Origin of the sequence: Mucilaginibacter conchicola, from assembly GCF_003432115.1 — a bacterium.
In the GTDB taxonomy this organism is placed as follows: Bacteria; Bacteroidota; Bacteroidia; order Sphingobacteriales; family Sphingobacteriaceae; genus Mucilaginibacter; species Mucilaginibacter conchicola.
The window spans coordinates 843,831-867,688 of sequence record NZ_QWDC01000002.1 but is presented as its reverse complement, the minus strand read 5'-3'; the positions used below and the strand labels follow the sequence as shown (position 1 = coordinate 867,688).

Sequence of the window (23,858 nt, the reverse complement as noted above, 5' to 3'; positions counted from 1 at the left end):
ACGCCTGGTTGTCAGAAAATTGCGATTTTGGAATTTTGGAACATATTTCTTTACGTCTGATAATCAAATACTTGAGACTGATAGGATTTTGTCAGTACATCTTGCGTTATTTAACAAAACCTGTCATTTCGAGCGAGCAGAAGGGCTGGCCACGAGTGTGTGCGCGACGAGAAATCTTCTGCACCGTAAGTACCGCGCGTAGAAGATTTCTCCTCGCTGTCGCTCGTTCGAAATGACATGGTGGCTTTAGAATGGCCAAGGATTTACCCTTGCTCCACCACTTCTACCTCAGCAACCGGGCTAAATAAATATACCCTGCGGGTGCTTATCTCCACGCATTTGTAGCGTTTACGCAGCTTTTCTTCTTTGCGGAAAACACGGCCATCTTTTAGTTTGAAAATGGTATGCATGGGCAGCTTCTCCACCGTATGCACATCCTCTTTGGGTGCATCGTATTGGCAGAGTGAGCGGTAAAGGTTAAGGTCCGAGCAACTTGATGCTGCAGGGTTATTCAGGTAGCTGGTGATGGCGCGCTTTACATCGGCAGGGAAAATATCCTTCTCGAAGAAAGGCTGCATCATCTTTTTAAAATTGCTTTTCCATTCGGCGCCATGGGGCTTTACGCGGTGTTTATGCTCGTTCCAGGTATGCAGGTGGGCAAACTCATGCACGGTGGTCACCAGGAAGGCGTAGGGGTTAAGATCGTAATTAACAGAGATGCGGTGGCCTTTGCCATCAAAAGGGGCGCGGTAATCGCCAAACTTGCTGTTGCGGTTACGCGATATCTTAAACTCACACTTAAAGTAATCAATCCATCGGCCTATAAGCGGGGCCGCATCAGCCGGAAGATACTTTTCTAATACTTTTACTTTATCCAATTTCTACCTCTGTATCAAATGTAAAGGTTTAAAGGTGAAGGGTAAAAGGTGAAAGGTAATTCTAATGTAGAAATGTTCATTTTCGTTGTTAAGACGATATAGGTTCCGGTACGTTGACCTTACACCTTTTGCCTTTTACCTCAAAAGATGGTACACCAAAAACGCCATTCCATAAGCCAATACCGTCATGTAGGCGAATTGGGCGGCGGGCCAGCGCCAGTTCTTGGTTTCGCGATAAACAACGGCTACGGTGCTGGCACATTGCATGGCAAAGGCATAGAACATCATCAGCGAGAATGCCACTGCCAGTGTAAACACAGGTTGCCCCGTTTCAGGGTTTTTGGCCCTGCGCATTTTTTCCTGTACCGAGTCTATCTTATCAGCATCGCCTTCTACGCTGTAAATGGTGGCCATGGTGCCCACAAATACTTCGCGGGCGGCAAATGATGTGATAAGGGCTATACCTATCTTCCAGTCGAAGCCTATGGGTTTTATTACCGGCTCAATTACGTGGCCTAAAACACCTGCGTATGAGTTCTCCAGTTTCTCGGTTGAGATCACACGCGCCAGACTATCAGGCGTCATGGTTTTGGTGTATTGCGGCTGACTGTAGGTTTGTTCTATTTTCTCAAATCGGTTACCCGGCCCGTAGCTGGATAGCACCCAAAGAATAATAGATACCGCGATGATCACTTTACCCGCCTGCAGTACGAAGGTTTTAGAACGCTCATACATGGAGAAGATAACGTTTCTCCAGCGCGGCATGCGGTAAACCGGCAGCTCCATAATAAAGTAACCGCGTTCGCGGGCTTTCAGTACAAACTTCATTACAAAAGCCACAATAACGGCCGATACCAGGCTAAGCACATACATACCCGTGAGGGCAAGGCCCTGCAGGTTAAATATCCACCAAACATTTTTATTGGGTACAACAAGGGCTATCAATAAAGTATACACCGGTAAGCGGGCAGAACATGCCACCAGCGGCGTCACCATAATGGTGATCATGCGGTCTTTCCAGTTCTCAATGGTACGGGTACTCATGATAGAGGGCACCGCGCAGGCAAAGCCACCAATCAATGGCACTACCGATTTGCCGTTGAGGCCTACCTTGCGCATTATCTTATCCATCATGAACGTAACGCGCGACATGTATCCCGTATCTTCCAGTATCGATATAAAGGCAAAAAGGATAGCTATCTGCGGGATAAATACCAATACGCCGCTTAAGCCTGCAACAACACCATCAATAAGCAGATCGGCCAGAGGGCCTTCCGGTAAAACGCCGCGCAATATGCCTTCGGCCCAAACAAAGCCATCCTCGATCAATGACATAGGGTACTCTGACCAGGCAAATATCGACTGGAAAATAAACAGCAACACACCAATGAAAATGATGAAGCCGAATACCCTGTGGGTAAGGATATGGTCTATCTTGTTGCTTAGGCTTTCTTCGTGCGCTGTTTGGGGCGTTTGCACGGTATCATACAATACATCGTTAATGTAATTGTAACGCGCAATGGTTTCTGAAGCCTGTGCTTTTTGAGAGTGGAAATCGTGTTTCTTTTCCAGCTCCTCTATACGGTTGCTTTGCTCTGTTGTTAAAAACTTAAGGTGCTCATGCTGGTGCGCCAGTTGCAGGGCAAAGTATGGGTTATCTGTTTGGGTCTCCGCTTCAATATCAGCTATCAAAGCAGGGGCTAAGGTGCGTACATCAATACTATCAACCTGTAAGGCAATTTTATTGGCGTGATTAATGGCTTGTTTTAGCTCATCAATACCTTTTTCCTGGCGGGCGGCTATCGGTACAACCGGTACACCAAGCCTGCGCGAAAGCAGATCTATATCGATAGATATATTGGCTTTATCGGCCATATCCATCATGTTAAGAGCAATGATAACAGGGATTTTTAAGTCGGCAACCTGGGTGTATAAAAGCAGGTTACGCTTAAGGTTGGTTGCATCAAGTATAATGATGATCAGATCGGGCGTTAGTTCTGAACCTTTTTCCGCTAAAACAGAAAATACAATTGATTCGTCTTTGCTTTTAGGATAAAGACTGTAAGTACCCGGAAGGTCGATTATTTCGGCGCGGCGGCCATCTGTTAACTGGCAGATGCCCGTTTTTTTGTCAACTGTAACACCGGGGAAGTTTCCTATTTTTTGATTGAGACCGGTAAGTGCGTTAAAGAGTGTCGATTTACCGGTATTTGGATTTCCTACAAGCGCTACTCTGATATCAGCTTTCAAATGAATATACTATTGCAAAATAATGGTTGATGCTTCAAACCTGCGCAAACTTAACTGGTAGCCCGATACATGGATGGCAATGGGATCGCCAAGGGGGGCAATGCGGGCAATAGTAATGGTTTCACCCGGAAGACAGCCCATTTCCATCAGCTTAACAGACATTTCAAGATCTGTAAATTCTTTTACTACTCCTGTTTGGCCAACGGCAAGGTCTTCAAGCGTCATTCGCGTAAATTTTAGTCCACAAATGTAAGTTTATTTAAAACAAATCCAAATAAGACGCAGTAAAGAGAGGTAATGTGAAGGTTAAACTTAAGCTTGGTGTGCTTTTGCCATTGGCTTAACAACACCAAAATGCGGGCAGCCACAATCCTTCTTAAATATCCCGCATGATGACAGAGAGCATATCATCATTACAACCGCACTTATCGTTACTATCTTTTTCATTTCACACTATTTAAGGCAGCGCCTGTAACCTGTACGGCAAATATGCCCATGCAGGTGCCTATCAGGTCGGCGAGCAGGTCGTTGAAATCGCCGCTGCGCCAGGTAAACACTTTACTTTGCAACAGCTCTATTAAGGCACCGTAGCTTAACAGCACAATGGTATTCTTCATCGCTATCTCTATGCGGATATTGCGGGTATTCCATTTCCTGATACTACCGGCGCAATAAAGTACTGATAATACGAAGAACATAATACAATGCACCAGCTTGTCAAACCCTACAAAGAAGATACCACTACCTTCTTTTATATTGATAGGAATAGCACAGAGTATTAAAACAAAGAGGGCCCACAAAATAGCAGGCCCATAATATTTTAAAGTAAGTTTCATTTAAACTTAGTGGCCAATAACACCTTTGTACGCTTCAGCATCTAAAAGGGTTTCTACATCGGCGGCATTCTTAAGGCTTATTTTAACCATCCAGCCATCTCCATAAGGATCTGTATTAACCAACTCCGGCTGGCTATCTAATTTGCTGTTTACTTCTAAAACAGTACCATCAACCGGCATAAACAGGTCTGATACAGTTTTAACCGCCTCAACAGTACCAAAAACCGACTCTTTGGTTACGTCCTGGCCAACGGTATTGATATCGATGTAAACAATATCACCCAACTCGCCCTGGGCAAACTCAGTTATACCAATATAGGCTTCATTACCTTCAACTCTTACCCACTCGTGGTCGCTTGTGTATTTTAGTTCTGCCGGAAAATTCATATCATTTGATTTGTGTGCTCAAAAATAGCAAAAGTTTAAACTATATAACAACAAATATCCGTTGGCTGAAGCCAACGGCAATGAATGCCAAGACCATCTTATCATTGCCGTCCCATTCATGGGACGGATAGCAATAGGAAAGAATGGCTTTAGCCAAAATTACCACTAATTTATTTCAACTGTTGACTCCTCCCAAACTCTTTGGCGTAAAATTTGTTAACTAATAATACAAAAACTAAAAAACACCTACCAAATGAGAAAGTTAAGTTTAGCAGCAATGATAGCCCTTGCGGCCCTATCATTCCAGGCGTGTAACAACGCACCAAAAGATGCAAAAGAAAGCGCAGACAGCGTAAATGCAGTTAAAGATACCACCACTAACGGCTCTACGGGTATTGCTGTAGATGAAATGGATGCCAAATTTGCAACCGATGCAGCTAATGCAGGTATGACCGAAGTTGCTGCCGGTAAATTAGCCGAAACTAAAGCAGTTGATGCACAGGTTAAAGACTATGCTAAAATGATGGTTGAGCACCACACCATGATCAACGATGAGTTGATGGAGATAGCGAAAAAGAAAAACATTACCCTGCCAACTGCACCTGATGCCGACCACCAAAAGGAGCTAACAGACCTTTCGGCAAAATCAGGCAAAGAATTTGATAAAGCTTATGTTGATGCCATGGTTAACGGCCACAAAAAAGTAGCATCGATGTTAGAGGATGCATCTAAAAACTGTAAAGATGCCGACCTGATGGCTTTTGCCACCAAAACATTGCCTACTGTTAAAACGCATTTAGCAAAAATTGAGGCTATCCAAAAAGCAATGAAATAAGATCGTTAACTGATCTAATAAAGAGAGGGACGGGTTGTATTACCCGTCCCTTTTTTGTTGCGTGTATATTAACTCACCCCGACATCGCTACGCTTGTCACCTCTCTCTTCGCTGCGCGAAAAGAGGGGTTTTCTAATTTTTACCCTCTTTACGCTTGCGTAGAGAGGGTCGACGATTCGCCGCAGGGCGGAGACGTCGGGGTGAGTCAACTATGCGGCAGACTTGACTTAAGCACTGCTTTTTTGTTGTAATTATGTTAGGTAAGTGTGGCATTAACTCATAAATTTACCACCATGGCAGCACCAATAGTAACGGGCCTTATGGCCTACGGTATGTCGGGCAGGATATTTCATGCACCGTTCATCCACACTAATCCGCATTTTACTTTAAAGGGTATTGTTGAGCGTAACGAGAAAAAGGCAGCTAAACTTTATCCAGATATCACCGAGTACAATTCGATAGATGAATTGTTGAACGATGCTGAAGTTGAGCTGGTGATAGTAAACACCCCAAGCAACCTGCACTTTGAACATGCGCTGATGGCCATGAGGGCCGGTAAGCATGTATTACTTGAAAAACCAGCAGCCGCAACAGCAGAAGAAGTAAAAACTCTTTTTGCTACCGCGAGAGAGCTTGGCCGCCATCTGATGGTGTACCAAAACCGCCGTTACGATAGTGGTTTCCTGTCAACCAAAGAGATTATTGAAAGCGGCCGTTTGGGCCAGCTGATAGAAGTAACCTTCCGGATGGACAGGTACAAAGCTGCGCTGGGTGTAAAAGCCTTTAAAGAAACCAAAGGTGTACCTGCCGGTGGTTTGGTTTATGACCTGGGCGCGCACCTGATAGATAATACCATTGCGCTTTTCGGCAGGCCTTTATCCTTCCATAAAACCACGGGCATTTACCGCGAGGGATCTGAAGTGCCCGATTATTTCCATTATCATTTGATCTACCCTAACCAACTGAATGTTTATCTTACATCCGGTTTGCAGATAGCCGGCGATACTCCCGGCTTTTGGATAAATGGTACTTTGGGCAGTTTTATTAAAAACCGCACCGATGTGCAGGAAGCGCAGTTAGATAAAGGCATGATGCCAACCGACCCAGCCTATGGTATTGAACCCGCAGGTAATGAGGGTAAATTAACGCTTGTTGGTATCGATAATGAGAAAATCGTCGAAAACGTTCCGTCATTAAAAGGTGATTATAACCAAATATTTGAGAACGTTTATCATACCGTACGCGAAAACGCGTTATACCCGATAACAGAAGAACACATTGCCTGGCAAATAGAGATGCTTGAGGCTTAAGATATATCCATAATGACGTTAAACAAAATGAAAAGACTTCTATTTTTAGCATTTGCAATTATCGCAGGCTTTGGCTGCTCACAGGCACAAACCACACCTAATACCATTGCGCCGTATAAGATCATGACCACCAAAGACCAGACCGCTACCGCTGCTGATCTGCCAAAAAACAAACCGGTTATACTGATCTACTTTGCGCCTGATTGCCCGCACTGCCAGAAATTGATCCGCGATATGAAACCGGATATGGATAAGTTCAAAAAGTTTGAGATAGTGATGATCACCTTTACCGATATCCGCATGGTAAAAACATTTGAGAGCGATTATGGCCTTACCAAATACCCTAATTTTATTTTAGGTACCGAAGGTTATACTTACACGGTGCAACGCTATTACCAGTTAAAACATACGCCTTATGTGGCCATCTACGGTAAGAACGGCAAGCTGCTAAAAGCATTTGAAAACCAGCCCGAAGTTAAAGACATTTTAGCTGTTACCAGCAAAGTATAAGGATCACGAGGGATAAGCCCATGTCTGTTATAAATATAGAAGCCGCCCTGATAGATTAGGGCGGCTTTTGTTTTAGGTATTATTTAGAAAACTCTGCAAAAAGATTTACAAGCAATTAAAAGTGCCAAACACTTCGCTAACTTAGTATTTAAACGAGTAGAAAAATTAAACCATCATTATGAGATCAATTAATCCATGGATAAACTTTAACGGCAATGCCGAGGAAGCTTTCAATTTTTACAGATCGGTTTTTGGCGGAGAGTTCTCAAAGATCGTCCGTTTTAAAGAGCTGGCGAGCGAGGAGTTCCAGATAACCGCAGAGGACGAGAGTAAATTGATGTACATTGCCTTGCCCATTGGTAAAAACAATGTATTAATAGCCAATGATGTGCCTGGATTTTTAGGGCCGGTAAACGAAAATGAGAACCGATCTAAAATATATGTGGTTACCGAAAGTCGTGAAGAAGCCGACAAAATATTCAGTGGCTTATCGGCAGGCGGCGATGTTGAAGGCCCCATAGGCGATAGCCCATGGGGAACCTATGCAGGTATGTTCAGAGATAAATACGGTATTGAATGGATAGTGGAGTTTGATCCGCAAGGATAATGTAAAACGAAAAAGCCTCTCAGATTTCTCTAAGAGGCTTTTTCTTTTTTCGGTAGCGGGAGCAGGACTCGAACCTACGACCTTCGGGTTATGAGCCCGACGAGCTACCAACTGCTCCATCCCGCACTATTTTGTTGGTATTATACATAACGGGCATAACTCCGAAATGTTTCTCCAATTGTCAAAAAAGCAATTTGCTCTCCGTTTTAATTGGACTGCAAAGATATAATTCGTTTCTTTGCAGTCCAAATAATATTTTAAAATAATTTTTATGGCGCACAAAGCAGGTTTCGTAAGCATAATTGGTAAGCCTAACGCAGGCAAGTCAACCCTTATGAATGCACTGGTTGGCGAAAAGATGTCTATCATCACCCCCAAGGCTCAAACTACACGTCACCGTATTTTGGGAATTGTGAACACAGATGACTACCAGGTGGTGTTTTCTGATACCCCAGGCATCATTAAACCACACTACGCCCTGCACGAAAGTATGATGCACCAGGTAGAAGGCTCTATTGTTGATGCCGACCTGATACTGCTGGTTACTGATATTAAAGAAGAGTACGATGAGCAGGATGTACTTAAAAAGCTGGAAAAATCTGACGCTCCGCTTGCTATCCTGATCAACAAGATAGACCTCAGTAACGAGGAAGAAGTTCGTGCTAAGGCTGCTTACTGGCAGGAGAAGCTGAACCCTAAAGCAGTTTTCGCGGTATCTGCCCTGCATGACCATAACATAAAAGGCATATTTGATTTTGTGCTGGAGAACCTGCCCGAGCATCCGCCATATTACGAGAAAGATGCCCTTACCGACCGTAACGACCGTTTCTTTGCATCAGAAATGATACGTGCGCAGGTATTTAAACAGTATAAGAAAGAGATTCCGTACAGTACCGAAGTGATTGTTACGGCTTTTAAAGAAGACCCGAAGATCTACCGCATTAGTGCAGAGATCATTGTAGAGCGCGATTCGCAGAAGAACATCATCATTGGTAATAAAGGCGAGATGCTGAAAATTGTAGGCACATACGCCCGCCGCGACATGGAAGAATTTTTCCAACGCAAGATATTCCTGGAGATGTTTGTAAAGGTTATCCCCGACTGGCGCAGCAAAAAGAATTACCTGAAAAAATTCGGGTACGAATAGTCGAAGAGAATCAAGAGATAAGAATCAAGATTCAAGACAGAAAATTTAAATTTGTATAAACCAGAGCATGAAATAACATACAGACGCTATTGTCTTGTATCTTGATTCTTGGCTCTTGACTCTTAATAGAATGAGTAACATAGTAGCTATAGTAGGCCGCCCAAACGTTGGCAAAAGCACCTTATATAACCGTTTAACAGAAAGCCGTAAGGCCATTGTTGATGACTTTAGCGGCGTAACCCGCGACAGGCATTACGGTGCATCTGAGTGGACAAACCACGAGTTTACCGTTGTTGATACCGGCGGCTATGTGGCTAATTCGGCCGATGTTTTTGAAGCCGCCATCCGCGAGCAGGTAATTATCGCCATTGAGGAAGCTACTGCTATCCTTTTTGTGGTTGATGTTACTACCGGCATCACCGACCTGGATGACGAGATTGCCACCCTTTTACGCAAAGGCAACAAACCTGTGTTTGTGGTGGTAAATAAGGTTGATAATACATCGCAGGTATCTGATGCCAGCGAGTTCTACAGCCTTGGCCTGGGCGAGATCTACACCATCTCATCAATGACGGGCTCTGGCACCGGCGAATTGCTGGATGAAGTGGTTAAGCATTTCGAAGACATTCCGCTGGAAGAGAACAACCGCCCTAAATACGCCATTGTTGGCCGCCCTAACGTAGGTAAATCATCTATCATCAACGCGCTGATAGGTAAGGATCGTAACATTGTTACGCCTATTGCCGGTACCACCCGCGATTCTATCCATATCCATTACAACCAGTACGGTCATGATTTTATGCTGATCGATACGGCTGGGATGCGCAAGAAAACCAAGGTAAAAGAGAACATCGAGTTTTACTCGGTAATGCGTACCATCAAAGCCTTAGAAGAAGCCGATGTGGTGATCCTGATGATCGATGCTGTTGAAGGCATCGAGTCGCAAGATATCAATATCTTCCACCTGGCCGAGAAGAACAAGAAAGGTGTTGTTATAGTAGTGAATAAGTGGGACCTGATTGAGAAAAATAGCAAAACCATTAAGGTATTTGAAGAGCAGATCCGCCAGAAGATAGCGCCGTTTACCGATGTGCCTATCGTGTTTACTTCGGTATTGGAGAAACAGCGCGTACTGAAAGTGATTGATGTAGCTAACAAAGTTTACGAGAACCGCGCCCGTAAGATCCCTACGTCAAAACTGAACGAGGTAATGTTGCCGATCATCGAGAACTATCCACCGCCATCATTAAAAGGTAAATACGTTAAAATAAAATACATTACACAGATAGCTGGCTCTACACCAATGTTTGCCTTTTTCTGTAACCTGCCGCAGTATATTAAAGATCCATACTACCGCTTTATAGAGAATCAGCTGCGCGAGCACTTTGAGTTCAACGGTTCGCCTATCCAGGTCTGGTTCAGGCAGAAGTAAAAAATAGAAAAGCATTAGTCTACCGACTGATGCTTTTTTGCTTTAACGGCCTTTGATATTATCTTTATCCAAAATACGTTTACCCTGATATGAAAAAGATATTCCTTAGTTTGTTCCTGATGCTTTCGGTTTGCATGGTTAAAGCGCAAAATGCATCGGTAGATAAAGTAACCTCGGCTTATATTGGTGTTAAGAATGCACTGGTGGGCAGCAACGCCACCTTGGCAAAAAGCCGCTCAAAAGAATTGGTAGATGCGCTTGCATCACTAAAGGACCTTACGCCGGCCCAGCAAAGAACCGCTAATACCTACCTCGATAAATTGAAATTCGATAGCCGCCACATCAGCGAAACTACCAAGATAGATCATCAGCGCGAGCATTTTCAAAGCCTGTCAAACAATATGTACAGCCTTTTAGCAGCTTTAAAACTGAATGGTACTACTTTATACCAGCAATATTGCCCAATGAAAAAAGCCGCCTGGTTAAGCGAGAGCGAAGATATCCGTAATCCATACTATGGTAACGAGATGCTGGAGTGCGGTACGGTTAAAGCAACTTTGGCGGCGGCTAAATAAGCTGATTGAATGAATCAAAACCTGCAGCAACTTTTTACCATCGCACAAAAGCCGGAGCGTTTGTGTATCGGCCTCATGTCGGGCACATCGTTAGATGGTTTAGATATTGCCCTGTGCAGTTTCAGTGGTAACGGTGTGCAAACCAGCTTCAAGCTAATCAATTTTACTACCATCCCTTACCAGGATAAATTTAAGGACGAGGTAAAGCAGGTGTTCGCCAAACGCCATGCGGATTTGCAGCAGGTTACTTTGCTGAACGCCTACATTGGCACGTACCATGCCGAATTGATATTACAGGCTTTGGCTGGTTGGAATATCAAACCATCTGAGGTTGATTTTATCGCCAGTCACGGGCAAACCATTTACCACGCGCCCAAGCACCAGCACGGGCAGGCAGGTTATGCCAATGCCACCCTTCAAATAGGCGATGGCGATCATATAGCGGTTAAAACCGGCATCATCACCATCAGTGATTTCCGCCAGAAACATATTGCTGCAGGTGGAGAGGGCGCGCCACTGGCCTTATACGGCGATGTAATATTGGGTAGCAAGCCCAGCGAAAACCGCATATTGTTGAACATTGGCGGCATTGCTAACCTCACCTATCTCCCTGGTGATGGTAATCTTTCAAAAGTAATATCAACAGATATTGGCCCGGGCAATACGCTGATAGATGCTGCCTGCCGCGAGTATTTCGGTAAGCCTTATGATGCTGATGCGGAGATAGCCTATTCGGGTACCGTAAACGATACTTTGCTTGAAGCTTTATTGCATCACCCATTTTTTAACGAGCAACTCCCCAAAACCACCGGCCCGGAGTTATTCAATCTGGAATACGTTGCCAATGCCCAGCAAGCCACCCGCGATCTTAACATCGCCAAGGCAGATCTGGTAGCCACGCTCAGCGCTTTCACTGCAAGAACCATTGTACAATTCATTGCCAAAAATTTTCAGGTAGATGATTTGCACATCTTCGCCAGCGGTGGTGGTGCACGCAACCCTTATGTAATGGAGCAGATCAAAAAAGCATTGCCAAAAGCCACCATCGGCAATACCTCAGATATCGGCATTAATCCCGATGCTAAAGAAGCTATCCTGTTTGCAGCCCTGGGTAATGAAGCCCTTTGCGGCGAGCCGATGCCAATAGGCAGCAACCCTGCTGTGTTGATGGGTAAGTTTAGTTTTCCGAAGTAGCATACCGGTCTATAAACCCATGTCATTGCGAGGAGCGCCAGCGACGCGGACAACCGACCGAAGGGAGCTCATTAATGCCTAAAAAAATTAAACATATTAATAATCTCCTCGCGTTTTTCTGCATGCGACGAGATTGCTTCTCCGCCAGCCGGCGGATCGCTATGGCATCATTTATAAAAAGGGATTTTTAGAACCCTCTCCTTTTGGAGAGGGCAGGGTGAGGCAAAAATCCTTATATTCGAACCAAAAAAAACCAACGCTCATGAACGCTTATAAATTTTTCCTCGAATTTCACTCAGGCTTTAGGTACATCGTTGTTCTGCTGGTGCTTGCAGCCATTTTTACTGCATTTGCAGGCTTACTCGGCAAAAAGCCATATACCGAAGGCAATCGCAAGCTTAACCTGTTTGCATTGATATCGGCACATACACAATTACTAATAGGTATTGTACTGTACTTTTTAAGCCCGTTTGTGCGTTTTGGCGGCGGTGTAATGAAAGATCCTGATGCGCGTTACTGGACGGTTGAACACCTGGCCATGATGATATTTGCCATCGTACTGATCACTATCGGTCACTCTAAGTCTAAGAAAGCCAGCCTTCCGAGCGAGAAACATCGCGTTATTGCCTTATTTTATTTATTGGCTTTTATAACGGTTGTGGTAGCTATTTTACAGAGCCACCGACCTTTTTTCGGAATGTCCCACTAAAAAAGTCGACAAAAAATTTGTTAATTCAAATTTCTTTATATTTTTGCTTCCGCGATGAACAAAACTATCAACCATAACAACAATTGGTGGCACCTTACAAAAGTAAGACAGCCGGATAGTTTCGTGAATTTGCAGCACTAATCAAATGTAAACCTATATTGAAACCCGGCGAACGCTCAATTCGCCGGGTTTTTTTGTTTAATACGCTTTGAGACAACCAAATGAAAAAATATAAAATAACAACTACCTATAAAAAGCTGCTGGCAGATACCACCACGCCCGTAAGCATTTACCTGCGCCTGCGCGATGTATTCCCTAATTCGCTCCTGCTGGAAAGTTCGGATTACCACAGTCGCGAAAACAGCTTAAGTTTTGTTTGTTGCCAGCCCTTTAGCGGCATTGTGCTGAACGATGGGGTGCTGACCAGGAAGTTCCCTGATGGAGCAGAAGAGGTAAGCCAGCCCGGCGAATTTGAACTGGTTGATGAGATAAACAATTTTATCGGCAGGTTTGATGTAGAAGCCAACAACTCAAAAGTGCTGAGCAACGGTTTGTTTGGCTACTTTACCCATGAGGCTGTTGAACATTTTGAGACCCTTAAATTAAAAGATCATAGCGATACCGACCGTAAGATCCCGGTAATGCAATACCATATCTATAGTTACATTATCGCTATAGATCATTTTAAGAACGAGCTTTACATTTTCCATAACCAGGTTGAAGGTCAGGAGCAAACCAACGGTTTAGACCGCCTTGCCGATCTGATCAAGAACAAAAACTTCCCCGAGTACGATTTCAGCAGCACCGCCGAAGAACAATCGAATTTGACCGGCGACGAGTTTATTGCCATTGTAGAGAAAATGAAGCAGCACATTTACCGCGGCGATGTTTTCCAGATAGTACCATCGAGGGCATTCTCAAAACAGTTCCAGGGCGATGAGTTTAACGTTTACCGTGCACTGCGCTCCATCAACCCGTCGCCATATTTGTTCTATTTTGATTTCGGCGATTTCAGGATCTTTGGTTCATCACCAGAGGCACAGATCACTATCAAAAATAACGTGGCCAGTATTTTCCCAATTGCAGGTACATTTAAGCGTAGCGGCGATGATGAGAAAGATGCCGAAATAGCCCGCGCTTTAGAGAACGACCCAAAAGAATCTGCCGAGCACGTAATGCTGGTTGACCTGGCCCGTAATGACCTTAGCCGCCATTGCGAGGATGTAAGTGTAAAAGCATTTAAAGAAGTACAATACTATTCGCATCTCATTCACCTGGTATCGCACGTAAGTGGTAAGCTGAAACCGGGGACATCGTCATTTAAAATAGTGGCCGATACCTTCCCGGCAGGCACACTGAGCGGCGCGCCAAAATACCGGGCAATGGAGATCATAGACGAGAACGAGAAAACCAAACGCAGTTTTTATAGTGGGGCCATCGGTTTCATGGGTTTCAACGGCGATTTTAACCATGCCATCATGATCCGTTCGTTCCTCAGCAAGAACAACACGCTGCATTACCAAGCCGGTGCCGGTATAGTAGCCGGCTCAGTAGCCGAAAGCGAATTAAAAGAAGTAGACAACAAAATTGCAGCATTGCGCAGAGCGATAGAGCTGGCGCAGGAGTTATAAGCCGCTTTGCGGGTTGATTAGTGATTGGAGAATAGAGATTAGTTTAAATGAATTTAATTCCCCTCTTGAGAGGGGTTAGGGGTGTGTAAAAAATGAAAAATATTTTAATCATAGATAATTACGATTCTTTCACCTATAACCTGGTGCATCTGGTAAACGAACTTGGCCTGCAGTGCGAGGTTTGGAGAAACGACCAGTTTAAGCTGGAAGATGTTGACCAATTCAGCCATATCATCCTTTCGCCGGGGCCGGGCATACCGTCAGAAGCGGGCTTGCTGCTGCAAGTGATAGAAAAATATGCGCCCACTAAAAGTATGTTCGGGGTATGTTTAGGTCAGCAGGCTATTGCCGAGGTGTTTGGCGGCAAGCTATACAACCTGCCGCAGCCAATGCATGGCATTGCCACACCTATTAAAGTGACCGATGGCTCAGAACCGCTATTTAAAGGATTACCGGAGAGCTTTAAGGTTGGTCGTTACCACTCATGGGTAGTTGAAAAAGAATTGCCTGAAGTATTGGAAATAACCGCCATTGATGAGCAGGATAGCTCGGTAATGGCACTGCGCCACAAAACCTATAACGTACGCGGTGTACAGTTCCACCCGGAATCGGTGCTGACCGAGTACGGTAAAGAAATGATGCAGAACTGGTTGAACGCGTAATAACTCTGATTGTCATTTCGAACGACAGAGAGAAATCTTGCTACTACTTGCAGGGTGGCTTTTCTTAAATAACAAGATTTCTCCTCGCTGTTGCTCGTTCGAAATGACATGTTTTTTAAAATTTAGTATTAGAACAAATGACCATACTCGATAAAATAGTAGAGCAAAAAAAGAAAGAAGTAGCCGCAGCAAAGCAATTGGTAAGCATTGCTGAGCTGGAAGCTTCTCCATATTTTGACAGAACGCCCCACTCGTTCAAAGATTTTCTGCTGGCACCGGACAGGACGGGCATCATTGCCGAGTTTAAACGCCGCTCGCCATCAAAGGGGATTATTAATGATAAGGTATTGGTTGAGGATGTAACCCAGGCTTATGCCACTGCAGGTGCATCAGCGTTATCGGTATTAACCGATGAGCAGTTCTTTGGCGGTGCGCAAAAAGACGTTACCGCTGCCCGCAAGGTGAACAACATCCCTATCCTGCGTAAGGATTTTATGATAGATGAATACCAGGTGCTTGAGGCAAAAGCCATTGGTGCCGATGTGATCTTGTTGATAGCTGCGATCCTTACTCCCGCCGAGATCAAACATCTGGCGGCCGCCGCTAAAAGCCATGGCCTAAGCGTGTTGTTAGAGGTGCACAACCTGGAAGAGTTAGAGCGCAGTATCGACTCTAACCTGGATGCCATTGGCGTAAACAACCGCAACCTTGCTGATTTTACCGTATCGGTAGAAAACTCATTTAAACTGGCTGAGCATATTCCTGATGAGTTCATCAAGATCTCAGAAAGTGCCATCAGTAACACCAAGGTTATCAAAGAGTTGAAAGAGGCCGGTTTCAGAGGCTTTTTAATTGGCGAGAACTTTATGCGCCAGGCAGACCCTGGTGCTGCTATCCGCGAATTTGTAAAAGGCTTATAATAATGATGAAGCAAATAATAGTAAAGTTTGTGATTCCGCTTGCTGTTATTTGCTTCTCAGTAGTTACAATGCGGACGACCGCATTTGTAGACGATATCGGGTCGGTAGGTTTTACAGGGTTTCCTTTTCTTTACACTTGTAAAGGATTTCATACATCCATGTCTGACCAATTTTTCCTGATACCATTATTTATCGATTTCATAGTCTATCTATTATTTTGGTTAGTCATATTCTTATTCCTCAAAAAGATTACTGACCTCAACAAAGCACCTATGTTTCTTTCAGGTATTTTGATCATTTTGGCAACATTAGTTTTTACGATGAACATATTACTTGCCAGTAGCAGAGATAACATGTTTATGCTAAAAAGAGACTTTGAAATTAAAGTGACGCACCGTAGCCTGTACATAGTTCCCTGGTTTTAAAAGATCCTAACCGGCGCAATTGGCCGGCAGCGGTTTGTAATTAAACCCTTAATTCAATATCTTTGCACCATCATGTTGATGTAATACTCTCCACACCATACTTTCGAATAGCCATCCCCAAGGGATTAGCGTGAAAGTTTTTGTTATGAACACACTGTTCATAGCACCTTTTTCAACCGCTTCCTGATGCGTTTATGCCGAAGCGATCTGTTAATACAAAACACTTTTTTACTATGTGAAACATAACCACTTCTATGTGTTTATTAATGAGGTAGCTTTATGCGTACCTTTGTGGTTTAATAAGCCCCTCTAAATCTCCCCCGAAAGGGGAGACTTAAAAAGAATAGTTATATAAGAGCGCCTCTCCCTTGGAGAGGGGTTAGGGAGAGGCTATAATCAGTTTACTGAATGAAACAAAAATTTTATGATACTGCTGTGAAGCAGGAAAGGGCCGTACTGGTGGGGGTGATTACACCTAACGAGACCGAGGCTCAGGAAAAAGAATATTTAGAAGAATTAGAGTTCCTGGTGATGACTGCCGGTGGTAAAACCGAAAAGGCGTTCACCCAAAAGCTGCTGCGCCCCGAGCGTGCAACCTTCGTGGGTACAGGTAAACTCGATGAGATAAAAGACTATGTAAAGTCTGAAGAGATTGATATGGTTGTTTTTGACGATGAATTGTCGCCATCACAACTGCGTAACATTGAGAACGAATTGCAGGTGAAGATCCTGGACAGAAGTAACCTGATCCTTGATATTTTTGCCGGCCGTGCGCAAACGGCCCAGGCTAAAACCCAGGTAGAACTGGCCCAGCTGCAATACCTGCTGCCACGCCTAACCCGCCTCTGGACCCACTTAGAGCGCCAGAAAGGTGGTATTGGTATGCGTGGCCCGGGCGAGTCGCAGATTGAGACAGACAGGCGTTTGATCCTGAACAAGATCTCGTTACTTAAGGAACGCTTGAAGCTTATCGACAGGCAGAACGAGACCCAACGTAAAAACCGCCAGCAACTCATCCGCGTGGCATTGGTGGGCTATACCAACGTTGGTAAATCAACCATCATGAACATGCTTTCTAAATCGGAAGTGTTTGCCGAGAACAAGCTCTTCGCAACGCTTGATACCACGGTTAGGAAAGTGGTGATAGAGAACGTGCCGTTCCTGCTGTCAGATACGGTTGGGTTTATCCGCAAGTTACCTCACCATTTGGTGGAGTGTTTTAAATCTACGTTGGATGAAGTCCGCGAAGCGGATATTTTGATACACGTGGTTGACGTATCGCATCCCAACTTTGAGGATCAGATCCGCACTGTTAATGAAACCCTGAAGGACCTGGGCGCTATCGATAAAACCATGATAACGGTTTTCAACAAGATAGATGCCTTTAAGCCCGAGGACCATAACATTAATGTAGAGCAGGAGCCTATCACCCTTGATGATTTCAGGCACAGCTGGATGGCCAAGAACAACAGCCCGGCTATTTTTATTTCTGCAACCCAGAAAGAGAATGTAGAAGAGTTCCGTAACCTGCTTTATGATTATGTGAAGCAGGTGCATACGGCCAGGTATCCGTATGATAATTTGCTTTATTAGAACAAAGCCGACGCCCCCCAGCCCCCTGAAGGGGGAGCAAGAGTTAAAAGCTTTGCAAGAAAGGCCGGATGATTGTTTATCATTCGGCCTTTCGTTTTATCGAACTTTTTAAATTCGGTTCCCCCTTCAGGGGGTTAGGGGCCGGGGCTTTCCCAAATTTCACACAAATGCAAAATAGTCTCTACGGCTTTCTGCATATCCTGTACGGATACCCACTCCTGCTTGCCATGGAAAGCATGTTCACCGGCAAAAATATTAGGGCTTGGCAATCCCATAAACGAAAGCCTTGAGCCATCCGTACCGCCGCGGATGCTGCATAGCCTGGCTTCCAATCCGGCGCGGCGGATGGCTTCCATACCGTATTCTACAATCTGCGGGTTTTGCGCCAATACATTTTTCATGTTGCGATATTGTTCATGCGTTTCCAGCGTGTAGCTTGAGTTAGGGAAACGTTTCAATACCTCATCAGCCACTTTGCGTATCTCATCAGCATGTTTTGACAGTTTCTCATCCTCAAAATCACGGATGATGAAATCGATAGTAGCTGTTTCTACATGCCCGCCAAAATCAACCGGGTGTACAAAACCCTGCATGCCTTCGGTATGCTCGGGTGATAGGTCATCGGGCAGTGCTGCTATTATTTGCCCTGCTATTTTAATAGCGCTTTCCATTTTGCCTTTAGCAAAACCGGGATGGCTGCTTACTCCGTTAATGGTCAAACGGGCACCATCTGCGCTAAAGGTTTCGTTCTCCATGTTACCTGCGCTTTCTCCGTCCATAGTGTAGCAGGCAAAGGCACCTATCTTAGCAATATCTGCTTTATCAACGCCGCGGCCTATCTCCTCATCAGGCGTAAACAGTATTTTAATTACACCGTGCTTTATCTCAGGATGGTTAATCAATTGGTAGCAGGCATCCATTATCTCTGCAACACCGGCTTTGTTATCAGCGCCCAAAAGCGTATTGCCCGATGCCGTGATGATATCGTTCCCTTTCTGGTTTTTAAGATCGGGATGCTCACTCATTTTCAACACCTGTGTATTATCATCCGGCAGGATAATATCAGTACCATTATAGTTTTTATGGATGATGGGTTTTACACCTGTCCCGCTGCAATCCGGCGCCGTGTCCATGTGCGAGCAAAAGCATATTACGGGTACAGTATTCTTATCAGTGTTGGCCGGGATAGTGGCATAAACATAGCCGTATTCATCCAAGTGTGCATCGCTTACACCAATCTCAAGTAGTTCGTTAACCAATAAGCGGCCCAGGTCTTTTTGCTTTTCGGTTGATGGGATAGTTTTTGAGTTTGGGTCTGATTGCGTATCAATAGTTACGTAGCGTAAAAACCTCTCTGTAACCGTGAAACTTAGTGATGCGTTTAAATCCATAGAAAACTTATATTAGTAAAAATTTTGACCGGCCTAAATCTAAGCTCAGCCGGTTAGGTATGCGGTAACAATCAAACATACAAATTCATTGAAAAAGTATCTTTTAATTCTTTTGTCGATAATGTTTTTCGCTGAGGCAAAAGCACAAAGCAGCTTAAACTATGCAGCTTTTGGTATTGGTGTAAGTGTAAGCAGAAACAGGCCTTATGCCGATACAAAAAGGGTTGACGATAACATGTCATACGCTATAACAGGCAATTACTTTTTCACACCGTATGTACCTATTGGCCTCGAGTTTCAGTTTGGTACCCTATCTGGTGGTGGCCGTACGCCTGATCTGGATGCGTATGGGCGTATCTACAAAAATAACTACAAAGCGCTGCTTTTACACATGGATGTGCAAGCGGGTGAGTTGATAAACTACCAGGGTAATACCTTTTTAAACATCATCAAAAACTTTTATGCAGGGGCCGGGCTTGGCGGTATTTATAACAACATGACCGATATACAACGCAGTAATTTGTATCCGCAAAATGGCGCCATTGGCGAAAAACATGGTTTTGAGGGTAAAGATAACGGCATAAACTTTATGGTTCCCCTGCGTTTTGGTTACGAGTTTAAAATTTACAACGGGTATGATCAGCCTAACATCCGCATAGATATTGGTTACCAGCATAACCTTACTTTTGGCGAAGGGTTAGATGGTTATAACGATGATCCTAACAAGTTTAAAAATAACGCGCTCGATCAGTTTAGGCAGATCACCATTGGCCTAAAAGTAAACCTTGGCGGCGAGAGAAGTTACGATAAAGAGATACGAGGATACTAACATGAATATAGAAGACCTGCGCGACTATTGCCTTGCCAAGCCCGGCGTTACCGAAGGCTTTCCATTTGGCGAAGAAACGCTGGTTTTTAAGGTCGGCGAAAAGGTTTTCTTGTTGACAGGCCTCGGCGATAACAGTTTTAACGTAAAGTGCGACCCCGAAAAAGCCATAGAACTGCGTGAGCAATTTAACGAAGTACAGCCGGGTTACCACATGAATAAAAAGCACTGGAACACCGTACGTACTGATGGCTCGCTTACCGGTAAGCAGTTGAAGGAAATGGTAAACCACTCTTATGACCTGGTATTGGCCGGTTTGCCAAAGAAACTGCGCGAGGAAATAGCAGGCAAATAATACCTCATGAAAAAAGCATTTCTGTTCATAGCTCCGCTCCTGTTTGGTTTAACCGCACATGCCCAGCTTACCCCTTTTGAGCAAAGCACCGATAAGAATTACACAGCTACATATAAACAAGTAATAACCTATTACGAAGCCCTGGCTAAACAGCAGCCGCAAATGCGCCTGTTTAATTATGGCAGTACCGATGCCGGCAAACCTTTAACACTGGTTGTGCTATCAAAAGATAAAGTGTTTGACCCTGTTGCCGTAAAAAAACAAAATAAGCGTGTGCTGCTCATCAACAACGGCATCCACCCCGGCGAACCCGACGGAATTGATGCCAGTATGATGCTGGTGCGCGATCTGCTAAAGAAAAATCAGTTGCCAAAAGATGTTGTGCTATGCTTTATTGCGTTGTATAACATTGATGGCAGCTTAAACAGGAGCTCAACATCTCGTGCTAACCAGAACGGCCCGAGGGCCTACGGCTTTAGAGGCAATTATCGCAACCTTGATCTTAACCGCGATTTTATTAAGGCCGATAGCCGCAACGCCCTGGCTTTTGCCCAGATCCTGAATACCTGGCAGCCCGAGGTGTTCCTTGATAACCATGTTAGCGATGGTGCCGACTACCAGTACGTGATGACGCTGATAGAGACCCAAAAAGACAAACAAAACACAACGCTTGCCGCCTATACTGATAAAACCCTTACGCCCGATCTGTACAAAGAAATGAAGAAAAGCGGCTTTGAGATGATCCCTTATGGCGCCGGCGAACAAGGCCTGCCTGATAGCGGGATTGTAAGCTTTATGGAAACCCCGCGTTTCTCTACCGGTTTTGCAGCCCAGCACAACGCCATCAGCTACATGACGGAGACACACATGCTGAAACCCTATGATAAACGCGTGTGGGCCACTTACGCTTTTATGCAGAACCTCATCAACATTTGCCAGCGCGATGCAAAGCTGCTTGGCGATATGAAAAAGAAAGTTGATGCAGAAGTTGCTCAACAAAAAACCTTTGGTTTAGGTTGGCAGGTTGATGATAGCAAGGTAGATACCATCACTTTTAAAGGTTATACCGCCGGGTATAAAAACAGTGAAGTAAGCGGGCTGAAGCGTTTGTATTACGATCGGAATAAGCCATACACCAAAACCGTAAAATTCTTTAACACTTATAAAGCTACTGTTATGGTAGATAAGCCGGTTGCCTATGTTATTCCGCAGGCATGGGGTAAGGTGATAGAGCTGTTTAAGCTGAACAAGGTTGCTATGAGCCGCCTGGCGCATGATACCACCCTGAGCCTGCAGATGTATTACATTGCCGACTATAAAACCGGTACACGCCCTTACGAAGGCCACTACATCCATACCAATGTAAAGCTTAACCCGGTTGATGCCAAAGTGAAGTTTTACGAAGGCGACTACGTGGTTTATGTAAACCAGCCTATTAACCGTTATATTGTTGAAACGCTGGAACCGCAGGGCGTAGATTCTTTTTTTGCATGGAACTTTTTTGACAGCATGCTGGGCCAAAAAGAATACTTTTCTGATTACGTATTTGAAGACTTAGCCGCCCAAATGCTGAAGGATGATCCCGAACTTAAAAAGAAGCTGGACGAGGCCAAAGCCGCCGACCCTAAGTTGGCAAGCAGTGCCGCAGCACAACTGAACTGGGTTTACCGCAATTCGCCATATTTTGAGAAAACATACCTGCGCTACCCAATAGGCAGGCTTTTATATACTACCAAACTTAACCTTAAATGATAGAGTATTTGCAGTACGCTCCTGTAGCGTCAATCATATTTGTTATTACGCTGGCCACATCGCTGTGGGCCTTTGCTAACGAGAACATCTACGGAAACTTTATCCTTAACCCCTATAATGTATCGCGCGGGCATAAAGTTTATACCATCATCACCAGCGGGTTGATACATAAAGACTGGAGCCACTTGTTCTTCAATATGTTCTCCTACTACTTCTTTGCTTTCCAGTTAGAGGTGTACCTGGGGCATTGGCAATTTGGAACCCTATATATTATCAGCTTAATTTTAAGCGACCTACCTACTATTCAAAAACATAGGGACGATATCTGGTATAACAGCCTTGGTGCATCGGGCGCTATTAGTGCGGTAATATTTAGTTTTATCCTGTTTCAGCCGCTGGCAGGGATGCGCTTAATGTTCATCCCCATCGATATACCTGCATGGATCTTTGGTATTCTTTACCTGGTATATTGCCACTTTGCCTCAAAACACGCACGCGATAACATTAACCACGATGCACACTTTTTTGGCGCCGTAAGCGGTATCATTATCACCGTTGCGCTAAATCACAACGTATTAAACGAGTTCTTCGCTAAGTTTTAAAGGCTAAGGGAAATGCTTTCGGCAGCTATTTTGTTGCCATCTTCATCAAAAAGGTAGCTTACCGGCTTTTCGGGATTTTTGATGATCTCTAATAGCAAAAAGCCCCAGTTTTTCCAGAAGTTTTCCAGTACCTGGCCATAGGTTTTGTTCTGCCACTCGTCAAAAAGTGGTTTGCTGCTTAAGCCACGCAAAGGCATCTCTTCTATATAGATATCCTCATTAACCGGCAGGATATTGTACTCGGGCAGGCGGTTAAACAAGTAGTTAGAGTAGAACACACGGCCGCTAAATTCCTCAAACTGGATGGGGTGCAGCGTGTCGTCTTTTATCTGCTCGTATACCTTTTTGTGGTAGTAATAGTTTGATGCATTGTCCTGCAGGCATATCACCATCCCAAAATCTTTTATGCGCAGCGCAAGGGTTTGGGTATTTATCTCATCGCGGTAGCCAAACTCCTCGGGGTTATTATTCACCTTAAACAGAAACAGGCTGAATGGTTTAAAATCTTCAAATATGATAGGCAGGTTAATGCTCTGCAACATCAAATGCAGCTGGCTAAACTTTAGCAATATAGACTGCGACATGCTGAACTCCTCACCCTGCGAATGCATTAGCCTTATGCCCGATTGGATCTCGTTAAAGATGATGCCGTACAGTAATTTGCCCGCCCATTGAAATAACTTTAATTCATCTAAAGCTATTAGTCCCTCGTAACCCTTTTCAAAAGCAGCGGCAATTTCTTCCTCAAGCGGCTCCAGGAAATCATCATTGATGTGGGCGGAGCATGGCAGCTTAAGGTCTTTGTAAGTAGAGATGGTTTCGTCGAGCAGTTTAAAAGGTTTGTCTTCCAACGCGTACTGGCTCATGAGCCATTGGGGGAAAACCTGGATCTTTTCTTCTTCGGTTTTTAACGCTTCCCCGGTAAGGAAACAGTTCTTGTTGCTGAAGTTAAAGCGCTCAAACGGGGCGTAAATTTTTGCCGGCATAGGCGCAAAGATAAGCAGTATCCTAAATTTAAAGTTTTAGCTTTG

24 protein-coding genes and 1 tRNA gene are annotated in these 23,858 nt (G+C 44.4%); 17 read left to right on the top strand and 8 right to left on the bottom strand.

What is annotated here, in order from left to right; all coding sequences use genetic code 11:
- Positions 1–263: 263 nt before the first annotated feature.
- The 5 genes from D0C36_RS13575 to gcvH form a co-directional block, all read right to left on the bottom strand.
- Entirely contained in the window at positions 264–878 is a 615-nt protein-coding gene (locus tag D0C36_RS13575; protein WP_117392162.1) for a SprT-like domain-containing protein, read from the bottom strand.
- A 135-nt stretch (positions 879–1,013) separates the two neighbouring features.
- The gene (feoB, locus tag D0C36_RS13570; protein ID WP_117392161.1) at positions 1,014–3,128 is read right to left on the bottom strand and encodes a ferrous iron transport protein B; all 2,115 of its coding nucleotides are present in this window, start codon (positions 3,126–3,128) and stop codon (positions 1,014–1,016) included.
- 9 nt (positions 3,129–3,137) lie between these two features.
- Positions 3,138–3,353, bottom strand: coding sequence for a FeoA family protein (locus D0C36_RS13565; RefSeq protein ID WP_117392160.1), 216 nt, complete (start codon positions 3,351–3,353; stop codon positions 3,138–3,140).
- A gap of 218 nt (positions 3,354–3,571) precedes the next feature.
- On the bottom strand, positions 3,572–3,964 hold the full coding sequence (locus D0C36_RS13560; RefSeq protein ID WP_117392159.1) for a VanZ family protein: 393 nt from the start codon (positions 3,962–3,964) through the stop codon (positions 3,572–3,574).
- Between the two features lie 6 nt (positions 3,965–3,970).
- On the bottom strand, positions 3,971–4,351 hold the full coding sequence (gene gcvH / locus D0C36_RS13555) for a glycine cleavage system protein GcvH (RefSeq protein WP_117392158.1): 381 nt from the start codon (positions 4,349–4,351) through the stop codon (positions 3,971–3,973).
- 253 nt (positions 4,352–4,604) lie between these two features.
- On the opposite strand from gcvH, the gene D0C36_RS13550 reads away from it, so the two are divergent.
- The 4 genes from D0C36_RS13550 (at position 4,605) to D0C36_RS13535 (ending at position 7,613) form a co-directional block, all read left to right on the top strand.
- Entirely contained in the window at positions 4,605–5,186 is a 582-nt protein-coding gene (locus D0C36_RS13550) for a DUF4142 domain-containing protein (RefSeq protein ID WP_117392157.1), read from the top strand.
- A 293-nt stretch (positions 5,187–5,479) separates the two neighbouring features.
- On the top strand, positions 5,480–6,496 hold the full coding sequence (locus D0C36_RS13545) for a Gfo/Idh/MocA family oxidoreductase (protein ID WP_117392156.1): 1,017 nt from the start codon (positions 5,480–5,482) through the stop codon (positions 6,494–6,496).
- Between the two features lie 27 nt (positions 6,497–6,523).
- Positions 6,524–7,006 (top strand): peroxiredoxin family protein, encoded by a 483-nt coding sequence (locus tag D0C36_RS13540; RefSeq protein ID WP_158557113.1) that lies wholly within the window; start codon positions 6,524–6,526, stop codon positions 7,004–7,006.
- A 178-nt stretch (positions 7,007–7,184) separates the two neighbouring features.
- Positions 7,185–7,613, top strand: a complete 429-nt coding sequence (locus D0C36_RS13535) for a VOC family protein (RefSeq protein WP_117392154.1) — start codon at positions 7,185–7,187, stop codon at positions 7,611–7,613.
- Positions 7,614–7,666: 53 nt separating this feature from the next.
- Here the strand turns inward: D0C36_RS13535 and D0C36_RS13530 are convergent.
- Positions 7,667–7,739: transfer RNA gene (locus D0C36_RS13530), tRNA-Met, on the bottom strand.
- A gap of 145 nt (positions 7,740–7,884) precedes the next feature.
- On the opposite strand from D0C36_RS13530, the gene era reads away from it, so the two are divergent.
- The 9 genes from era to hflX all read left to right on the top strand — a co-directional run bounded on the left by era (position 7,885) and on the right by hflX (position 17,901).
- The gene (gene era, locus D0C36_RS13525) at positions 7,885–8,760 is read left to right on the top strand and encodes a GTPase Era (protein ID WP_117392153.1); all 876 of its coding nucleotides are present in this window, start codon (positions 7,885–7,887) and stop codon (positions 8,758–8,760) included.
- A 130-nt stretch (positions 8,761–8,890) separates the two neighbouring features.
- Positions 8,891–10,192 (top strand): ribosome biogenesis GTPase Der, encoded by a 1,302-nt coding sequence (gene der / locus D0C36_RS13520; protein WP_117392152.1) that lies wholly within the window; start codon positions 8,891–8,893, stop codon positions 10,190–10,192.
- An 89-nt stretch (positions 10,193–10,281) separates the two neighbouring features.
- Positions 10,282–10,767 (top strand): DUF3347 domain-containing protein, encoded by a 486-nt coding sequence (locus tag D0C36_RS13515; RefSeq protein WP_117392151.1) that lies wholly within the window; start codon positions 10,282–10,284, stop codon positions 10,765–10,767.
- A 9-nt stretch (positions 10,768–10,776) separates the two neighbouring features.
- Positions 10,777–11,961 (top strand): anhydro-N-acetylmuramic acid kinase, encoded by a 1,185-nt coding sequence (locus D0C36_RS13510; RefSeq protein WP_117392150.1) that lies wholly within the window; start codon positions 10,777–10,779, stop codon positions 11,959–11,961.
- A 262-nt stretch (positions 11,962–12,223) separates the two neighbouring features.
- The gene (locus tag D0C36_RS13505) at positions 12,224–12,670 is read left to right on the top strand and encodes a cytochrome B (RefSeq protein ID WP_117392753.1); all 447 of its coding nucleotides are present in this window, start codon (positions 12,224–12,226) and stop codon (positions 12,668–12,670) included.
- 221 nt (positions 12,671–12,891) lie between these two features.
- Positions 12,892–14,301, top strand: a complete 1,410-nt coding sequence (locus D0C36_RS13500; RefSeq protein WP_117392149.1) for an anthranilate synthase component I family protein — start codon at positions 12,892–12,894, stop codon at positions 14,299–14,301.
- A 92-nt stretch (positions 14,302–14,393) separates the two neighbouring features.
- Positions 14,394–14,963: an anthranilate synthase component II gene (locus D0C36_RS13495; RefSeq protein WP_117392148.1), complete on the top strand. Its 570-nt coding sequence runs from the start codon at positions 14,394–14,396 to the stop codon at positions 14,961–14,963.
- Between the two features lie 137 nt (positions 14,964–15,100).
- Positions 15,101–15,883 carry an indole-3-glycerol phosphate synthase TrpC gene (gene trpC, locus D0C36_RS13490; protein ID WP_117392147.1) on the top strand — a complete coding sequence of 261 codons (783 nt, stop codon included), beginning with the start codon at positions 15,101–15,103 and terminating at the stop codon, positions 15,881–15,883.
- Between the two features lie 833 nt (positions 15,884–16,716).
- The gene (hflX, locus tag D0C36_RS13480) at positions 16,717–17,901 is read left to right on the top strand and encodes a GTPase HflX (protein ID WP_117392145.1); all 1,185 of its coding nucleotides are present in this window, start codon (positions 16,717–16,719) and stop codon (positions 17,899–17,901) included.
- A gap of 134 nt (positions 17,902–18,035) precedes the next feature.
- On the opposite strand, the gene pepT is transcribed toward hflX, so the two are convergent.
- Positions 18,036–19,292: a peptidase T gene (pepT, locus tag D0C36_RS13475; RefSeq protein ID WP_117392144.1), complete on the bottom strand. Its 1,257-nt coding sequence runs from the start codon at positions 19,290–19,292 to the stop codon at positions 18,036–18,038.
- Between the two features lie 88 nt (positions 19,293–19,380).
- Between pepT and D0C36_RS13470 the strand changes: the two genes are divergently transcribed.
- The 4 genes from D0C36_RS13470 to D0C36_RS13455 are packed head-to-tail and all read left to right on the top strand — an operon-like array spanning position 19,381 to position 22,827.
- Positions 19,381–20,121, top strand: coding sequence for an outer membrane beta-barrel protein (locus D0C36_RS13470; RefSeq protein WP_394339844.1), 741 nt, complete (start codon positions 19,381–19,383; stop codon positions 20,119–20,121).
- 1 nt (position 20,122) lies between these two features.
- Positions 20,123–20,473, top strand: a complete 351-nt coding sequence (locus D0C36_RS13465; protein WP_117392142.1) for an MmcQ/YjbR family DNA-binding protein — start codon at positions 20,123–20,125, stop codon at positions 20,471–20,473.
- 6 nt (positions 20,474–20,479) lie between these two features.
- On the top strand, positions 20,480–22,225 hold the full coding sequence (locus D0C36_RS13460; protein WP_117392141.1) for a M14 family zinc carboxypeptidase: 1,746 nt from the start codon (positions 20,480–20,482) through the stop codon (positions 22,223–22,225).
- Positions 22,222–22,827, top strand: coding sequence for a rhomboid family intramembrane serine protease (locus D0C36_RS13455; RefSeq protein WP_117392140.1), 606 nt, complete (start codon positions 22,222–22,224; stop codon positions 22,825–22,827). Before D0C36_RS13460 ends, D0C36_RS13455 begins: the two co-directional genes overlap by 4 nt.
- Here D0C36_RS13455 and D0C36_RS13450 read toward each other — a convergent pair.
- Positions 22,824–23,813: a hypothetical protein gene (locus D0C36_RS13450; protein WP_117392139.1), complete on the bottom strand. Its 990-nt coding sequence runs from the start codon at positions 23,811–23,813 to the stop codon at positions 22,824–22,826. The two genes, D0C36_RS13455 and D0C36_RS13450, sit on opposite strands and share 4 nt — an antisense overlap.
- Positions 23,814–23,858: the final 45 nt, after the last annotated feature.

Excerpts from the sequence above, each read along its gene's own strand:
- era (WP_117392153.1), top strand. The coding sequence starts at position 7,885 with ATGGCGCACAAAGCAGGTTTCGTAAGCATAATTGGTAAGCCTAACGCA.
- D0C36_RS13550 (WP_117392157.1), top strand. The coding sequence starts at position 4,605 with ATGAGAAAGTTAAGTTTAGCAGCAATGATAGCCCTTGCGGCCCTATCA.
- D0C36_RS13450 (WP_117392139.1), bottom strand. The coding sequence starts at position 23,813 with ATGCCGGCAAAAATTTACGCCCCGTTTGAGCGCTTTAACTTCAGCAAC.
- D0C36_RS13565 (WP_117392160.1), bottom strand. The coding sequence starts at position 3,353 with ATGACGCTTGAAGACCTTGCCGTTGGCCAAACAGGAGTAGTAAAAGAA.
- D0C36_RS13535 (WP_117392154.1), top strand. The coding sequence starts at position 7,185 with ATGAGATCAATTAATCCATGGATAAACTTTAACGGCAATGCCGAGGAA.
- D0C36_RS13505 (WP_117392753.1), top strand. The coding sequence starts at position 12,224 with ATGAACGCTTATAAATTTTTCCTCGAATTTCACTCAGGCTTTAGGTAC.
- D0C36_RS13500 (WP_117392149.1), top strand. The coding sequence starts at position 12,892 with ATGAAAAAATATAAAATAACAACTACCTATAAAAAGCTGCTGGCAGAT.
- D0C36_RS13465 (WP_117392142.1), top strand. The coding sequence starts at position 20,123 with ATGAATATAGAAGACCTGCGCGACTATTGCCTTGCCAAGCCCGGCGTT.
- D0C36_RS13515 (WP_117392151.1), top strand. The coding sequence starts at position 10,282 with ATGAAAAAGATATTCCTTAGTTTGTTCCTGATGCTTTCGGTTTGCATG.
- D0C36_RS13560 (WP_117392159.1), bottom strand. The coding sequence starts at position 3,964 with ATGAAACTTACTTTAAAATATTATGGGCCTGCTATTTTGTGGGCCCTC.
- D0C36_RS13495 (WP_117392148.1), top strand. The coding sequence starts at position 14,394 with ATGAAAAATATTTTAATCATAGATAATTACGATTCTTTCACCTATAAC.
- D0C36_RS13460 (WP_117392141.1), top strand. The coding sequence starts at position 20,480 with ATGAAAAAAGCATTTCTGTTCATAGCTCCGCTCCTGTTTGGTTTAACC.
- trpC (WP_117392147.1), top strand. The coding sequence starts at position 15,101 with ATGACCATACTCGATAAAATAGTAGAGCAAAAAAAGAAAGAAGTAGCC.
- D0C36_RS13545 (WP_117392156.1), top strand. The coding sequence starts at position 5,480 with ATGGCAGCACCAATAGTAACGGGCCTTATGGCCTACGGTATGTCGGGC.
- D0C36_RS13510 (WP_117392150.1), top strand. The coding sequence starts at position 10,777 with ATGAATCAAAACCTGCAGCAACTTTTTACCATCGCACAAAAGCCGGAG.
- pepT (WP_117392144.1), bottom strand. The coding sequence starts at position 19,292 with ATGGATTTAAACGCATCACTAAGTTTCACGGTTACAGAGAGGTTTTTA.
- hflX (WP_117392145.1), top strand. The coding sequence starts at position 16,717 with ATGAAACAAAAATTTTATGATACTGCTGTGAAGCAGGAAAGGGCCGTA.
- D0C36_RS13540 (WP_158557113.1), top strand. The coding sequence starts at position 6,524 with ATGAAAAGACTTCTATTTTTAGCATTTGCAATTATCGCAGGCTTTGGC.
- gcvH (WP_117392158.1), bottom strand. The coding sequence starts at position 4,351 with ATGAATTTTCCGGCAGAACTAAAATACACAAGCGACCACGAGTGGGTA.
- D0C36_RS13455 (WP_117392140.1), top strand. The coding sequence starts at position 22,222 with ATGATAGAGTATTTGCAGTACGCTCCTGTAGCGTCAATCATATTTGTT.
- der (WP_117392152.1), top strand. The coding sequence starts at position 8,891 with ATGAGTAACATAGTAGCTATAGTAGGCCGCCCAAACGTTGGCAAAAGC.